This window comes from Terriglobales bacterium, from assembly GCA_035543055.1.
Lineage (GTDB): Bacteria > Acidobacteriota > Terriglobia > Terriglobales > Acidobacteriaceae > JAIQFD01.
The window spans coordinates 1-14,888 of the sequence record DATKKJ010000010.1 but is presented as its reverse complement, the minus strand read 5'-3'; the positions used below and the strand labels follow the sequence as shown (position 1 = coordinate 14,888).

The window sequence follows — 14,888 nt, the reverse complement described above, 5'->3', positions numbered from 1 at the left end:
GCGGCGGTACAACGAACGACACCTCCGGAACCTCCATCCCGGCCGCCATGCCATACGAGAACAGGCCGCCGAATTTCAACATGAACAGATTGGTGTAAACCACCGGTCGATCGCCCGCCGCTACGATGTCCTTGAACATGGCGGCTGTCAGATCCATCAGTTCCATGCCCCGGACCGGCTCTTCACGTCCATCCGGAAAAAGCTTGTAGACCTCGACCAGTGTCGCCGATGGCGCAGCTTGGCGCGTGACCAGCGCTGCGGTTCGCAATACATCTTCGACTTCAGCGCCGCCCATGTGGCGCACCACGATGCCGTAGCCCATCCCACGCTGCGTCACCCGCCGCAAGAGTTCCTTGCGCAGCTGGTCCTCCGGCGAACTGTTCCGGGCGGTCACGATCAGGTTGCTCGGCGCCGGTCCCATCCCGCGCCGGTTGCCGCTGCTCCGGGCAATCGTCCTCACCGGCGTTCGCGTGGTGAGCAGCGTCTTCAGGATCCCTTTTTCCACCAGCTTGGTCTCCCGTCCCGGCACTCCGTCATCGTCGAGGCGGTAGGAGCCCATCAGGGCGGTCCCTGCATATTCGGTCAGCTTGGGGTTATCGGTCACGTCAAGAAAATCCGGCATGATTCTGCCCCCGAGCTTGTCCAGGAAGGATGCTCCGCCCATCCGCCGGGCCAGTTGGTCGAAGTACATCTCGAACCGAGGCTCGTCACTCATAGGCATCCGCGTGGCCAGCAACCCTGGAGCGAATGCTTGAGCGAAGATCTCGGCGGCAGCTTCGCCCTCGAAGAGCACCGGTCCGTTATAGGTCTCGATGGGCTCGGCTGCACGCAGTCGCGCCAGCCGTGCTCCCAGCTCCCGCGCCCGTCCCGCGATCTGCTCCGTCTTGGGAAGTTCGGATGGGGAGTGGGCCCACAGATGGATAGAGTCGCGGATCGGCTGCCCGTTGGCTGCCTGGGTTTCCGCCCGCACGTCAATCTTCAGCATCGGTTCCGCCTGCGTGAACGACGTTCCCTCGCTGTTCACGTAGCGGACGTAGGAATTCTGGAACTCGATGGCAACTCCCGACTGGTAGATGTCGGGCATCGCTTTGAAGATCGCTGAAACCTCCCGCGCCAGCTTCTCCAGCCCAGCCAGGTCCATCGGGGCCGCTTTCCGCGCCACGAACAATGTCTCCGGTTCTTCTTTGCTGAAGTCCGCGATGTGCTCGGTTTCCTTGCGCGTCTGTAGGGCGGCGCGCTTGCCGGCAAGGTCCTCGAGCGCCTTCTTGTACTCGGCGTCCGTCGCCAACCAGAGCTGCCGGCGGATCTCCAGATAGTTGTCATCGAGCGGAACCTGTTCGATGCTTCGGAACATCCGCGACATCCCGCCGCTGAAACTCGTGGTAGACAGAAAATTGCCATTGTCGAGCGAGTAGTCGCCGACCCGCAATTCGACCGAAAGGAATCGCATGCGGTTGGGACGGCTCTGGGTCAGGCTTCCCAAGCTTGCCGATACGCTGGCGCTCTCCAGCTCCTTCACCCGATAGGCGACGAAATAGGGCTTGTCCATGTCGTGCAGGCGCAATTGGCTCACGGTGCGCGCCATCTCGTCGCGCATCGCTTTCAGCACCACGTCGTCCTGCGCCCACCCGCCCGCCGCCAAGCACATCACGGCGATGATCGCCCAGATCGGACTCTTGTTTGCCATAGGCCCTCGACCTCTACTTGACGCTTGCCGACGGCGGCGGCAGGATGGGCAACCGCTCCTGCGATTTCTCCTTGCGCTGCACTTCGATCTGCGAGATCAGTAGCCCCGGCGCCGTGGCCGACACCGGTACCCACCCCGATTCTGCGCCGCACACCCCGTTGAAGACACTCACCTCGTCATCCGCCGCCAGGATCTTGCTGAAGGCGATCAGCGGCGTCCCGATCAGGTCTACACCGCGCACCAGCTCTTCCCGGCCGTTCGGGTAGACCCGGTACACCATCGTCGGCCGCACATTGAAAGCGTTGGGCAAGAAGCGCTGGGTGAAGGTGAAGCCGCCCTCGATATCGTCGAACAGTAGGCCGTAGGGCTTGTTCGCCGCCTTGATCTGCTCGATGAGCCGCTGCTTCAATTCGGCCCGCCGGACATGCGTGCTCGCCTCCACCAGCAGATTCGATTGCCGCGCGACCACCCGGTATCCCTGCTGTCGCCGCCCGTGCCCGTTCGAATGATCGAAGCCCTCGATTGGGGTGCGCGACATCAGGAAGTTCCTCAGCACGCCCTTGTCCACCACCACCACCCGCCGCGCTTTGACCCCCTCGTCGTCGTAGAGGTAATAGCCGACCAGTTCGGTCTTCCCCGCGCGACGCTGCGTTGGGTCCGAATACACCGACAGGAAATCGGGCAGGATCGCCTGGTTGACCTTCTTCTTGAAGGTTTGCGCCTCTTCTTCGTTCTTCTGGCGGTGGCCTTCGATCCGGTGGCCGAAGATCTCGTGGAAGAACACCGCGCTTGCCCGGCCGGAGAGGATGGCCGGTCCGGTGTACGGCTCTGCTAACGGTGCCTGTCGCAGCGCCAGCAGGTTCTTCACCATCTGCCCGACGTCTTTCAGCACCGTTGCGTCATCCGGCAGGCCCTCCGGCTCGAACGACATGTACGTCTGGTGCAGCGGCAGTTCCATCCCATCCTCGGCCTTGCTGGACGCCGAAATGATCAACCGGTAGAACGGCGACGAGGTCCGGATTACACTCCCGTCGCTGTTCACATAACGCCGCGTCTCCACCTCGGCGACCACGTACGCGCTTCCCTCGATGATCTCCTTGTGTTCCGCAAAGGGCGCGGAGTACTTGCGGATTCTGTCTTCCCAGGCTTTACGGTCGAAGGACAGTTGCGCCTCCGCTTCCGCATACCGCTCCTTGCTCTCGCGGGAGAAGTCCGGCGAGTGGTCTTCCGGATCAGCCTTCACCTGCACATTGGCCTTGATCGCCCCCAGGCGCTCGATGGCGTGCTTGTACCTTTGATCGGTTTCATACCAGAGCGCCATGCGCAGCGCATCGCGGTTGTCGTCAAGCGGAAGCTGCCGCCGGCCGAGCTGTTCGCCCCAGTCGGGAAAGGAGTAATCCCCGCCCCGTATCGAGTGTGTATTGTCGAGGGCATAGTCGCCCACCCGGAGATCGGTATCGAGCAGCCGCGTTTGCTCCTCGTTGCTGTTCAGCAGCGCCCCGAAGGCCCCATGGATGTGGATCGCGTGGTTGTCCGTGAGCTGATAAGAAAGAAAGTAAGGCGGGATCGGCGTCTTCTTCAGGTTCTCGAGCGACCGCTCCATCTCCTGCCGCATGGTCGCCAGCACCGGATCGTTGGAGACTTCCTGGCCTGCCGCCACGCCGCTCAGCACCAGCAGCCCGAGCCAGCACAACGTTGCCGCCAACCTTGCACAAAGGATTCTTCTAAACGACCCCCTGGGAGCTGACACCTCGTGCCTGCCTTTGCGGGCGGATGAGGGACCGGCAGATACGCTCCGGCTCGCCCGGCGTTCAGCATCTTCTCCCAACCCGACCTGTCACGCAATCCCAAAACACGTAGGCCGGGCGTCCCCGCCCGGCCCGCTGACTCCCGACTCCTGACTCCCGACTCCTGACTACTTCTTCGCCAGCGCTTTTCGGCCCCTTACTAGCTACTTCTTCGACAGTTTCTCCACTACCCGGTCGAAGTCCTCCAGCGACGCGTACTCGATCACGATCTTTCCCTTCCCCCGCTTGTCCTTGATCCGCACCCGCACCCCCAGCGCCCGCTCCAGCTCTTTCTCCGCCTCGCGCACGTTGGGATCGACGTATTTCGCCGCCGCCTTCGCCTTCTCGATCGGGTGCTTGACCTCGAAGCACAGGTCCTCCAGTTGCCGCACCGACAGCGCGTCCTTGACCATCTTCGTCGCCACCTTGATGATCAGGTTGGGGTCGTCCAGCGACATCAGCACCTTGGCGTGGCTGAACGAGATCGCCCCCTGCTGCACTCCCATCTTGACCGCCCCCGGCAGCTTCAGCAGACGCAGGTAGTTGGCCACCTCCGAGCGCGGCTTCCCCGTCTTTTGCGCCATCTCCTCCTGGGTCAGGTTGAACTCGCGCGACAGCCGGTCGTAGGCCGTCGCCTGGTCCAGCGCGTTCAGGTCCTCGCGCTGCAGGTTCTCGATGATGGTCATCTCCATCGCCTGCTCGTTCGAGACCTGCACCACCACCGCCGGCACCGTCTTCTTCCCTGCCCGCTTCGACGCCGCGTACCGCCGCTCCCCGGCGATGATGTGATAGCGCCCGCCCGGCGCCTTGCGCACGATGATCGGCTCGATCACCCCCGCCGCCTTGATCGAATCCGTCAGCTCGACCAGCGAGTGCTCCGGCATGTAAGAGCGCGTCTGGTAAGGATTGTGCTCGATCAACTCCAGCGGGATCTGCTCCACCGCCTCGCCCGGCGCTGCCGCCGCCGCCGGGGCCGGAGATGCGCCCGGAGCCGGCGCCGCGGGCGCGGCCGGCGTCGCCGCCTTCTTCGGCAGCAGCGAATCCAGCCCTCTCCCCAGCGCCTTCCTCTTGTCCGTGGTCTGCACCGTCATGCGATCCACTTCTGCGCTCTGACTTCTTCGATCTTCGTTGCTGGTGATTTATATCGTATCACGATATATCTCCCCTTCCCTGCTCCGCCACCGCCACTGCCTCCGCCGCCTGCCCGTTCCCCTGCTCCAGGATCTCCTTCGCCAGCCGGATGTACGCCTCCGCCCCCCGCGAGCGCACGTCGTACAGCAGCGCCGGCTTGCCGTAGCTCGGCGCCTCCGCCAGTCGCACGTTGCGCGGGATCGTCGTCTGGCACAGCTTCTCCCCGAAGTACTCCCGCAGCTCGCTCGCCACCTGCCGGGCCAGGCTGGTCCGCTCGTCGTACATGGTCAGCACCACGCCCTCGACCACCAGGTCGGGATTGAAGTTCTGCCGCACCCGCTCCATGGTCTCCAGCAGCTCGCTCACGCCTTCGAGCGCGAAGTACTCCGCCTGCATCGGGATCAGCACCGAGTCGGCGGCCACCAGCGCGTTCAGGGTTAGCAGGTCCAGCGCCGGCGGACAGTCCACCACGATGTACTGAAAGCGCTCGCGCAGCGGGGCCACGGCGTCGCGCAGCCGGAACTCCCGCCGCTCCGCCTCGACCAGCTCCAGGTTGGCCCCGATCAGGTTGCGGTGCGACGGGATCGCCCACAGGGTTTCGAGCGCGGTGGGCTGCACCGCCTCCTCGGCCGCGGCCGCGCCCATCAGCAGATGGTAGGTGTTGAGCCGCTCCGGGTCGCGATCGAACCCCAGGCCGCTGGAGCTGTTGGACTGCGGGTCGCAGTCGAGGAGCAGGACGTGGATCTCCGCCGCGGCCAGAGACGCAGCCAGGTTGATGGCGGTCGTGGTCTTGCCCACGCCGCCCTTTTGGTTGGCAACCGCGATGACGCGTCCCATTGGTTGTCTTGGAGAACCGCCAAGCCGAGAGTAGCCGCCGCGCATTTCACATTCAAGGAGAGAAATTGTGGAAACTGTGGGAATTGTTCTACGTAGAACAATCGGGCGGAGCGGACCCGGCCAGCGCTCATTGTTCTACGTAGAACAATCGAGAATCTACCACTGGGAGTGCCGGATGGGGCTTGGAGTGGGGCCCCCTGGACCACTTGTTAGATGGATGGTTCGTGATAAGGCAGGTGCTGCCAGCAACGGAGGGTACCTCTCTTGGTACAAACCTCAGCTATTTCCCACTCAGCCCTACATTTCTGCGCGACTACGGCTAACCGGTGCACAGATTTGGCTGTTCCAGGCGACATTTGTACCACTTTTACTTTCTTGATTCTTGTCATCCGTGGTTCGCAGAGAGAATAGGTTAACAGATGAGGTGCATTAAGCTAAGTCTTCCCACTCTGACCGCCAGAATGACCTGAGTGCGGGGTGTCAGGGCACAGAACCAACGATTCTCAGGCCATCGTCCTCCCACCTTAACTGTGCAGTTATTGACAATCTTGGCTGGTGCCAACGAACAGAACGCGCTGCGAGGAACCAGGAAGGTCAACAGGTTGGGACCAGGAAAAGCCGGGCAGCGCGGCCTGGGCGGAGGCGATTTGCGCGGTACCAATAAGGAGGGCCAGGCGTCCGCCGGGGGCAACCAGGCGGGCAGCGACCGGGAGCGCGGCGGTGAAGCGCTCGACGGCGCGCAGGCTGACCAGCCCGGCGCGGCCGGGGAAGTCTTCGGCCCGGCCGCAGAAGACCTGGACGTCGCGCAGATCGAGGGCGCGCACCACCTCGTTCAGGAAGGCGGCCTTCTTGTTCCGGGACTCGATCAGGGCCAGGCGCAGGGCGGGGGCGTGGATCTTCAGGGGCAGGCCGGGAAAGCCGGCGCCGGAGCCCAGGTCGATCACGTCCCCGGAGGCATCGGGGGCAGGGAAGAGGCGGCGGGCGGCGAAGAGCGACTCGCCGAAGTGTCGTGTGACGATATTTTCAGCATCGCGGACCGCGGTCAGGTTGATGCGGGCGTTCCAGCGCAGCAACAGGTCGAGATAGGCGGAGAGCTGCGCGAGCTGCGGAGCGGAGAGGCCGGGGGCGAAGAGCTCGAGCAGGGAAGCGATGCGCGCGTGATCCACGGGAGCAGTACAGAGTACAGAGGGCAGAGGGCAGAGTACAGGGCCAGCGCATAGTACATAGCGCATAGTGCATAGCGCACAGCAGGTCGTGAGCTATAGTACGCGCATGCGGAGAGCACTTTTTCTGATGGTGTTGCTGGCGGGAGCGGCGTGGGCGGACAAGAAGCCGGCGATCCCGCTGCTGGCGCGGCCCAACCAGGTGGTGGACATCCGGGGCCTGAAGGTGCCGGAGCCGGCGCAGAAATGCGAGAACTTCGGCTGGGCCGCGGGCGTGGAACTGATCCTGCGCATGCAGGGCGTCAGCCTGGACCAGAAGTACTGGATCACCAAGATCGAGGGCGGGGAACTGTGCCGGGAGCAACTGCGCCCGATGGAGGAGCTGGCGCAGGCGGTGGACGGCGAGTACCTGCTGGACGTCGGCCGCAAGGTACGGCTGAAGACGAAGTACACGGTGGGCCCGCCCGCGGTGCTCGACGACATGATCGTCTCCATCCGCGAAGGATCGCCGTGGTTGTTCGTGTGGAAGGGGCACCCCTACCTGGTGGACGGGCTAATGTATGACGAGTACATCGGGCCCAATAACAACCGCATCTTCATGGTGAAAGAGATCAAGCTGCTGGACCCGCTAGCGGCGCCGGACAGCCCCGAGCGCCAAGTGAGTTTCGTGCGCGACCGCGACAACCCACAAGACGTGGACGGGACCATGACGGTGCGGGCCACGCCGGTGGAGTAGCGCATAGTCCATAGGGCATAGTCCATAGCGCGTTGGAATCCGCCAAGGAGACGCCCTGACGGGCGTCTCTACTGCAGTTTCTTCTGGAGCAGCTCGTTGACCAGGGCGGGGTTGGCCTGGCCGCGGGAGGCCTTCATCACCTGGCCGACGAAGAAGCCAAGGATGGTGGTCTTGCCGCCGCGATACTGCTCGACCTGCCTGGGATTGGCGGCGATGACCTCGTCGATCATCTTCTCCAGCGCAGCGGTGTCGGTGATCTGCTGCGGCTTTTCCTTCTCGTAGATAACCGGGAAGTCCACGCCCTGTTCGAAGGCCTGGTCGTAGAGGTCTTTGAGGATCTTGCTGGAGATGGCGCCGGATTCGGTGAGGTCGGCGGACATGGCCACGCCCTTCATCGAGATGGGGGAGTGCTCGATCTCCAGGCCCTTGGCCTTCAGCCGCCCCATGAGTTCGCTCTGTACCAGGTTGGCGACCCGCTTGGGACTCTTGGATGACTTCGCGGCCTCCTCGAACTGGTCGGCCAGGGTGCGCGAAGCGGTGAGCACACCGGCGTCGTAGTCGGTGATGCCGTAGTCGGCGACCAGGCGCTTGCGCCGGGCTTCGGGCAATTCGGGCATGGAGTCGCGGACTTTCCTCTGCCAGGCGGCGTCCACCACCAGCGGCAGCAGGTCGGGCTCGGGGAAGTAGCGGTAGTCGTGGGCCTCTTCCTTGGAGCGCATGCTGTAGGTGCGTCCCTCGGCAGGATTGTAGAGGCGGGTTTCCTGGACGATCTTGCCGCCGGACGAGAGCACCTCGACCTGGCGCTCGATCTCGTATTGCAGGGCCTCGCGGATGAAGCGGAAGGAGTTGACGTTCTTGACCTCAGTCTTGGTGCCGAACTCCTTCTGGCCGCGGGGGCGGACGCTGACGTTGGCGTCGCAACGCAGCGAGCCCTCCTCCATGTTGCAGTCGCTGACCCCGGTGAACAGGATGATCTCCTTCAGCCGGGTGAGGTATTCGTGGGCTTCGTCGGGGGAGGAGAGGTCGGGCTCGCTGACGATCTCGATGAGGGGCACGCCGGTGCGGTTCAGGTCGATGGAGGTGCGGTCGGCGGAGTCGGGCAGGCCGTCGTGCAGGCTCTTGCCGGCGTCCTCTTCCAGATGCAGGCGGGTGATGCCGATCTGCTTTCCTCCGGCGAGCTGGATGAAGCCGTGCTCGGCGAGCGGCTTGTCGTACTGCGAGATCTGGTAGCCCTTGGGCAGGTCGGGATAGAAGTAATTCTTGCGGGCGAAGATGGAGGTCTCGCGGACCTGGCAGTTCAGGGCCGTGGCGGCCAGCACCGCGAACTCGACCGCCTGGCGGTTGAGCACCGGCAGGGCGCCGGGGAGCCCGAGACAGACCGGGCAGACGTTGGTGTTGGGCGGGTCGCCGAAGCGGGTGGAGCAGCCGCAGAAGATTTTCGATTTCGTGAGGAGCTGGACGTGGACCTCGAGGCCGATGACGGGCTCGTACTTGGAGCTGACATCGGCGGATTTGGAGCTCGTGGCCATGATCGGACGATTATAGCCAGCGTTTCACCCACCCAAGCCAAACCCGGGCTTGGGTGGGGCACCCGGCCCGCGCGAGGCGCGCGGGCTACTTTGGGTGAGAGATCCTTCGCGCTGGCGCGCTCAGGATTTCGGCTGCGGGCTCAGACGCCCGCAAGACGCCTCGATTTGCCGAAGAACCGAAGCATCCTGTAAAATCGAGGTTTAGCCTAGCAGTTCTGGAGCTATCTGGAGAAGTCATGGCACGAGTCTGTGATGTGTGCGGCAAGGGGCCGCGCTTCGGCAACAACATCAGCCACGCGCACAATGTCACCAAGCGGCGCTGGAACGTGAACCTGCGGCCGGTGCGGGCGCGGGTGAACAAAGCCACCAAGCGGCTGCGGGTGTGCACCGCCTGTCTTCGGAGCGGTAAAGTCGTCAAGGCGTAGGTCCTTCCTCTTCTTCTTCGCTTCGCGGGCCGACGGGTAAGACGCGCACATCCGAAATCAGCGACAATCATGAGCGGAGGTGAGGCATGAAGACCCTTGCCCTCGCTCTCGTCATCCTGCTGGCCGCGGGCGCTGCGGCGCAGACCGCAAAATCCCCATCGAGCGAAAAGCGTGACAAGACCGCGGCTCCGCAAAGCGCTCCCGCGCCGGCGGTCGATCAGGCGGAGCTCGACGCCCTGAAGGCCGACCTGCAACGCATGAACGTGACCCTGAACCAGATGCGGTCGAACCTCGGGTTCGTGACCAACACCACCGGGCCGCTGAAGCACCAGTTCGAGCTGGACATCGACATGTGGCAGATGCTGCTGGCCCAGATGGAGCGGCGGGTGCAGCGGCTGGAAGCGCAGTCCCGGCGCTAGCGGTCGTCGGTGCGGCCGCGCAAGCGCATGATCAGCCGGCGGTCGCGCTTGGTGGGGCGGCTGGGCGGCAGGATGTCGAAGGCGCGGGCCGCCTTCTGCGCTTCGGCCAGCTTCTGGCGCGCGAGGCGGCTCTCCTCGGTCTCGCGGTACAGGGTGTGGGCGACGGCCGCCGGGCCGCGCATCGCGCTGAGCAGCAGGACGTCGATGCCGAAGTCGCCGCTCTCGTTGGTCACAAGCAGGCGGTTTCCGACGCGCACGACGTGCGCCGGCTTCGCGGCCTGGCCATTCACCCTTATCCTCCCCAGCTCACAGGCGCGCTTGGCCTGGGAGCGCGTCTTGAAGAAGCGCGCCGCCCACAGCCAGGTGTCGAGTCGCACGGTATCCATAGCTACTTCCCGATGCAGAAGCTGCTGAAGATGAGGTTGAGGATGTCGTCGGCGGTGGTCTGGCCGGTGATGGTGTCGATCGCGCGCAGGGCGCTGTAGAGATCGAGCAGGACCATCTCGTGGGGGACGCGGTCGCGGGTGGAGCGGGCGGCGGCGTCGAGGGCGGCGATGGAGTCGCGCACCAGTTGCTGGTGGCGGGCGCTGGTGAGGAAGCCGCTCTCGCGGGCGGCGCCGTCGCTACTCACTCTGGCGAGGATCTGCCGGCGAAGATGGTCGATGCCGTCGCCGGTCAAGGCGGAGGTGCGCAGTACCGAGGTCGCCAGTCGCCGGTCGCCAGTCGCCGGTAAATCCGATTTGTTTTCAATCACGACGGCAGCACGGTCCTGGAAGCGAGCGATCAGGGCGTCATCTTCATCAGTCAGCGGCCGGGAGGCGTCGAGAACGACGAGGACAAGGTCGGCATCGGCGGCCGCTTCGAAGGTCTTCTGAATGCCGATGGATTCAGCTTCGTCGCGAGAGGGGCGGATGCCGGCGGTGTCCACCAGGCGCACTGGGATGCCGCCGAGCGAGACGGTCTCGCTCACCAAATCGCGGGTGGTGCCGGGGCTGGCGGTGACGATGGCGCGCTCGCGCTCCACCAGCCGGTTGAAGAGCGACGACTTGCCGACATTGGGGCGGCCGACGATGGCCAGCGTCAGGCCTTCGTGCACCACCTTGCCGTAAGCGAACGATTCGGCGAGTTTCTCCAGCGGGGCGCGCACGGCGGCGATGCGGCGCTCGATCTCCTCCCAGGGTAGGACGGCGACGTCGTCCTCGGCGAAGTCGATGCCGGCTTCCATCACCGCGATCAGGTTGACCAGTTCCTGCTTGAGGGGTTGCAGCCGCCTGGAGAGGGCGCCCTCGAGCTGCTGGGCGGCGACCTTGGCCTGGTAGAGGGTCTGCGATTCGATGAGGTCGCGCACCGCCTCGGCCTGCGCCAGGTCGAGGCGTCCGTTGAGGAAGGCGCGCAGGGTGAACTCGCCGGGCTCGGCCAGGCGGGCGCCCCGGGCCAGGCACAGCTCGACCAGGTGGCGCAGCACCACGGGCGAACCGTGGGCAGAGATCTCGACCACGTCGTCGGTGGTGTAGGAATGCGGCTTCTGAAAGTAGGTGACGACCACCTCGTCGATGCGCTCGCCGGTGCTGGGATCGAGCAGCTCGCCGAAGAGGGCGCGGTTCGGCGCCAGGTCCTGCTGGAGCTTCAGCAGCGGCTGGGCGATGGAACGGGCTTCAGGGCCGGAGAGGCGCACCACGCCGATGCCGCCCCGGCCGGGGGGCGTGGAGATGGCGACGATGGTGTCGTCGGGGTGCAAGGTCCCCGCATTCTAAATCGCCCTGCGGGCCCGCTCGAGGGCGAGCGGGCTACAACTTCGTTCGGTCATTCGCGGCCGGGGGCGGCCGCGTCACGCAAGTCAGGAGAGGCAAGAAAAAGGGCGCGGCCGAAGCCGCGCCCTGGGTGTCACCGCAACGAGGAGCCTAACCGCATCAGAAGCGAAGCATCAATGGAACCTGGGGCCAGCATGGCACGGGCGAGGGCCGGTGTCATGTAGCCGAGGTAACCGGCAAAGAAACCGAGGTAACGCCGGGCGTCAGCCGGCGGGCTGGGAGCTGCCGCTCCCGAGGATGCCGCTGAGGCGCTTCTCGTGCATGGCGAAGTGGGCCTGCATGGCCTCGTAGAGGCGGTCCACCTTGTTATGGAGCTGGGCGACCTCGAGCTCGGCCTTGAGGTTGACCTCATAGTCCAGGTCGGCCTTCAGGCGGTCCTTTTGGGCCTGGCGGTTCTGGCTCATCATGATCACCGGGGCCTGCAGCGCGGCCAGGGTGGAGAGCACCAGGTTGAGCAGGATGAAGGGATAGGGGTCGAAGGCGTGGGTGGCCATGTAAACGTTGAGCCCCATCCACGCGAACAGGATCAGCCCGAAAACGATGATGAAGGTCCAGGAGCCGCCGAAGCTGGCGACACGGTCGGCGATGTGCTGGCCGAAGGTGAGGCGCTCCTCCTCTTCTTCGTTGAGGTTGCGGGTGACGTGGGTGCGCAGCAGCTCGTCGGTGGCGCGCAGGCGGCGGCCCATGACCGTGAGCAGGTCGAGGGCGGCGTGGGGGTGGCGGGAGACGAACTCCAGCAGCTTCTCGCGGTCGAGGGTGAGGCACTCGCTGTCCTCGATGGCGACCGCGGTGGCGGTGCGGGGCCCGCCGTCGAGCAGGCTGATCTCGCCGAAGATGTCGCCGGGCTCGTTGTCGGCCAGCGGGATCTTGTCGCCCTGGTAGTTCTCGACGAAGACCTGCACCTTGCCGGAACGCACCAGGTAGAGCGCGTCGCCGGAATCGCCGAAGCTGAAGACGGTGTCGCCCTTCTCGAAGCGGCGCAGGTCGAGCAGCTCGCTGAGGGTGGAGCGCTCCTCGTCATCGAGCAGCGAGAACATTGGGACATCGGCCAAAGCGGAAGCGTCGGTCGCCATGCAAAAACCCCCTGTTGCAGCGCATCATCCCAGTTCTGCGGGCGGGAGAGCAATGGGATTGTGAGCGGTGGTTATAATCCTGAGAAGCCGGATGGGGGAACACGGGCTCTCCTGCCCGTGTACGGTCCCAGGACCAGCAAAACGAGGAAGGACTGAGCAGGAGGGGTTCCCGGGGCTAAATATATCGTGATACGATTAAAAGAAGCATGACACCAGACGGAAAGACGCGCGGCGGTGACGGGCATGAAGTAGCACGGGCGTCCACCACCAACGGACTGCCCATGGACGCTTCGCTGGCGCCGACCTTGGAGCGGGCGCGGGCGCCCCGGCAATCGGCGCTGGTGAATCTCCGAGTGGTCTTCATCAGCCTGGCGGCGATCGGCATCGCCGCGATCGCCGCGGTGGGAGCACAGATCCTGACCCGCCTGATCGGGCTGATCACCAACCTGTCGTTCTATGGACGGCTCTCCTCCGAGTTCAGCTCGCCAGCCTACAACCGGCTGGGGCCGTGGGTGATCGCCGTGCCGGTGGTCGGGGGCGTGATCGTGGGGCTCATGGCGCGCTACGGCTCGGCGGCCATCCGCGGACACGGCATCCCTGAGGCGATGGAGCAGATCCTGTTCGGCGAGAGCCGCATCCCGCCCCGGGTGACCTTCCTGAAGCCGGTCTCGGCGGCTATCGCCATCGGCATGGGCGGACCGTTCGGGGCCGAGGGGCCGATCATCGCCACCGGGGGAGCGCTGGGCTCGCTGGTGGGGCAGGTGCTGAAGATCACCGTGGACGAGCGCAAGACGCTGCTGGCGGCGGGCGCGGCGGCGGGCATGGCCGCCACCTTCGGCAGTCCCATCTCCGCGGTGCTGCTGGCCATCGAGCTGCTGCTGTTCGAATACCGCCCGCGCTCGGTGATCCCGGTGGCGCTGGCCTGCGCCACCGCGGCGGGGATCCGGGTCGCGTTCGTGGGCAGCGCGCCCATCTTCCCCATGCCCAGCGTGCCCACGCCCAGCGGCGCCGCCGAAGCCATGTACATCGTGCTGGGGGCGATCGTGGGCGTGGTCTCGGTGTGGGTGACGCGCGCGGTGTACGGCGTGGAAGACGCCTTCGAGCGCCTGCCTGTCCATTGGATGTGGTGGCCGGCCATCGGCGGCATCGCCGTGGGCGTCGTGGGCTACTTCTCCCCGCACACCCTGGGCGTCGGGTACGACAACATCGAGCACATCATCTCCGGCAGCGTCGTGGGACGGGCGGTGTTCTTTCTGTTTGTGCTGAAGTTCGTCTCCTGGGCGATCTCGCTGGGCAGCGGGACCTCGGGCGGGACACTGGCGCCGCTGTTCACCATCGGCGGCGGGCTGGGTTCGGTGCTGGGGGCCGGGGTCATCGCGGTGCTGCCTGGCCTCGGCCTGGACGTGCGCCTGGCGGCGCTGGTGGGGATGGCGGCCATGTTCGCGGGGGCCTCGCGGGCGCTGCTGGCCTCGGTGGTCTTCGCTTTCGAGACCACGCGGCAGCCGGTGGGCCTGCTGCCGCTGCTGGGCGGATGCAGCGCCGCCTACCTGATCTCCGCTTTCATGATGCGCAACACCATCATGACCGAGAAGATTGCGCGGCGCGGGGCGCGCGTGGTGATGGACTACACCGTGGACTTCCTCGACCAGGTGCTGGTGAAGGAGTGCGCCTCGCGGCAGGTGGTGGCGCTGCGCGCCGACGACACCGTGGCCAGCGTGCGCGCCTGGCTGGAGTCGCGGGTGGCAGGCACCGGGCATCAGGGCTGGCCGGTGCTCGACCAGCCAGGCGACCTGGTCGGGGTGCTGACCCGGCGCGACATCTTCAGCCCCGGCGCGCCGGCGGATGTGCCCTTGCAGAAGATCCTCAAGCGGGCGCCGGCCATCGTGTACGAGGACAACTCGGTGCGCGAGGCCGCCGACCACATGGTCAGCGAAGACGTTGGACGGCTGCCGGTGGTCACCCGCGAAGCGCCCACCAAGGTGGTGGGCTGGATGACGCGCAGCGATTTGCTGCGGGCGCACAAGCGCCGGCTGGAAGCAGCCAGCCGGGCGGAGCAGGCCATCGAGGTGCGGCTGATCCGGCTGGAGCGGGCAGGGGCGTCGTAAGGGTAGGGTTCCCTCGACTCGGCGCATACGCGCCTCGCTCAGGATGACAAGTGCGAGGGTTACGGCAGAACGCGGGGAGCCGGCTTGCCGGAGGTCTTCGGCTTGTAGTCCCTGGGATAGACCACGACCGAGCGGTGGCTACCTTCGCCGGTGCTCTCGGTCTTGAGGGCGGGGTTGTCGCGCAG

General features: G+C 65.4%; 13 protein-coding genes. 4 read left to right on the top strand and 9 right to left on the bottom strand.

The features are described 5' to 3' along the window. The 5 genes from VMS96_00680 to rsmG all read right to left on the bottom strand — a co-directional run. On the bottom strand, positions 1 to 1,687 hold a 1,687-nt coding region (locus tag VMS96_00680; GenBank protein HVP41911.1), incomplete at its 3' end, for a metallopeptidase TldD-related protein. 13 nt (positions 1,688 to 1,700) lie between these two features. Beyond that, the gene (locus VMS96_00675; protein ID HVP41910.1) at positions 1,701 to 3,392 is read right to left on the bottom strand and encodes a metallopeptidase TldD-related protein; all 1,692 of its coding nucleotides are present in this window, start codon (positions 3,390 to 3,392) and stop codon (positions 1,701 to 1,703) included. Between the two features lie 246 nt (positions 3,393 to 3,638). Further along, positions 3,639 to 4,565, bottom strand: a complete 927-nt coding sequence (locus tag VMS96_00670; GenBank protein ID HVP41909.1) for a ParB/RepB/Spo0J family partition protein — start codon at positions 4,563 to 4,565, stop codon at positions 3,639 to 3,641. A 58-nt stretch (positions 4,566 to 4,623) separates the two neighbouring features. Continuing rightward, positions 4,624 to 5,442 (bottom strand): ParA family protein, encoded by an 819-nt coding sequence (locus VMS96_00665; GenBank protein HVP41908.1) that lies wholly within the window; start codon positions 5,440 to 5,442, stop codon positions 4,624 to 4,626. Positions 5,443 to 5,978: 536 nt separating this feature from the next. Further along, positions 5,979 to 6,608: a 16S rRNA (guanine(527)-N(7))-methyltransferase RsmG gene (rsmG, locus tag VMS96_00660; GenBank protein HVP41907.1), complete on the bottom strand. Its 630-nt coding sequence runs from the start codon at positions 6,606 to 6,608 to the stop codon at positions 5,979 to 5,981. A 106-nt stretch (positions 6,609 to 6,714) separates the two neighbouring features. Here rsmG and VMS96_00655 point away from each other — a divergent pair, with 106 nt between their 5' ends. Continuing rightward, positions 6,715 to 7,341 carry a hypothetical protein gene (locus tag VMS96_00655; GenBank protein HVP41906.1) on the top strand — a complete coding sequence of 209 codons (627 nt, stop codon included), beginning with the start codon at positions 6,715 to 6,717 and terminating at the stop codon, positions 7,339 to 7,341. Between the two features lie 68 nt (positions 7,342 to 7,409). Here the strand turns inward: VMS96_00655 and gatB are convergent, their stop codons facing one another. After that, entirely contained in the window at positions 7,410 to 8,870 is a 1,461-nt protein-coding gene (gene gatB, locus VMS96_00650; GenBank protein ID HVP41905.1) for an Asp-tRNA(Asn)/Glu-tRNA(Gln) amidotransferase subunit GatB, read from the bottom strand. Positions 8,871 to 9,106: 236 nt separating this feature from the next. Between gatB and rpmB the strand changes: the two genes are divergently transcribed. Together rpmB and VMS96_00640 are read left to right on the top strand one after the other, a co-directional pair. Then, a complete protein-coding gene (gene rpmB, locus VMS96_00645; GenBank protein HVP41904.1) occupies positions 9,107 to 9,295 on the top strand; it encodes a 50S ribosomal protein L28 in 189 nt (62 codons plus the stop codon). 86 nt (positions 9,296 to 9,381) lie between these two features. After that, positions 9,382 to 9,714 carry a hypothetical protein gene (locus tag VMS96_00640; GenBank protein ID HVP41903.1) on the top strand — a complete coding sequence of 111 codons (333 nt, stop codon included), beginning with the start codon at positions 9,382 to 9,384 and terminating at the stop codon, positions 9,712 to 9,714. Here the strand turns inward: VMS96_00640 and VMS96_00635 are convergent. The 3 genes from VMS96_00635 to VMS96_00625 form a co-directional block, all read right to left on the bottom strand. After that, the gene (locus VMS96_00635) at positions 9,711 to 10,100 is read right to left on the bottom strand and encodes an RNA-binding S4 domain-containing protein (GenBank protein ID HVP41902.1); all 390 of its coding nucleotides are present in this window, start codon (positions 10,098 to 10,100) and stop codon (positions 9,711 to 9,713) included. The genes VMS96_00640 and VMS96_00635 overlap by 4 nt on opposite strands. A 2-nt stretch (positions 10,101 to 10,102) precedes the next feature. Further along, positions 10,103 to 11,452 carry a tRNA uridine-5-carboxymethylaminomethyl(34) synthesis GTPase MnmE gene (mnmE, locus tag VMS96_00630; protein HVP41901.1) on the bottom strand — a complete coding sequence of 450 codons (1,350 nt, stop codon included), beginning with the start codon at positions 11,450 to 11,452 and terminating at the stop codon, positions 10,103 to 10,105. Positions 11,453 to 11,728: 276 nt separating this feature from the next. After that, positions 11,729 to 12,598 carry a DUF1003 domain-containing protein gene (locus tag VMS96_00625; protein ID HVP41900.1) on the bottom strand — a complete coding sequence of 290 codons (870 nt, stop codon included), beginning with the start codon at positions 12,596 to 12,598 and terminating at the stop codon, positions 11,729 to 11,731. Between the two features lie 206 nt (positions 12,599 to 12,804). On the opposite strand from VMS96_00625, the gene VMS96_00620 reads away from it, so the two are divergent. Further along, a complete protein-coding gene (locus VMS96_00620; protein HVP41899.1) occupies positions 12,805 to 14,703 on the top strand; it encodes a chloride channel protein in 1,899 nt (632 codons plus the stop codon). Positions 14,704 to 14,888: the final 185 nt, after the last annotated feature.

Coding starts and splice junctions, on each gene's coding strand:
- VMS96_00670 (HVP41909.1), bottom strand. CDS start 4,565: ATGACGGTGCAGACCACGGACAAGAGGAAGGCGCTGGGGAGAGGGCTG.
- VMS96_00665 (HVP41908.1), bottom strand. CDS start 5,442: ATGGGACGCGTCATCGCGGTTGCCAACCAAAAGGGCGGCGTGGGCAAG.
- VMS96_00655 (HVP41906.1), top strand. CDS start 6,715: ATGCGGAGAGCACTTTTTCTGATGGTGTTGCTGGCGGGAGCGGCGTGG.
- gatB (HVP41905.1), bottom strand. CDS start 8,870: ATGGCCACGAGCTCCAAATCCGCCGATGTCAGCTCCAAGTACGAGCCC.
- rpmB (HVP41904.1), top strand. CDS start 9,107: ATGGCACGAGTCTGTGATGTGTGCGGCAAGGGGCCGCGCTTCGGCAAC.
- VMS96_00640 (HVP41903.1), top strand. CDS start 9,382: ATGAAGACCCTTGCCCTCGCTCTCGTCATCCTGCTGGCCGCGGGCGCT.
- VMS96_00635 (HVP41902.1), bottom strand. CDS start 10,100: ATGGATACCGTGCGACTCGACACCTGGCTGTGGGCGGCGCGCTTCTTC.
- VMS96_00625 (HVP41900.1), bottom strand. CDS start 12,598: ATGGCGACCGACGCTTCCGCTTTGGCCGATGTCCCAATGTTCTCGCTG.
- VMS96_00620 (HVP41899.1), top strand. CDS start 12,805: ATGACACCAGACGGAAAGACGCGCGGCGGTGACGGGCATGAAGTAGCA.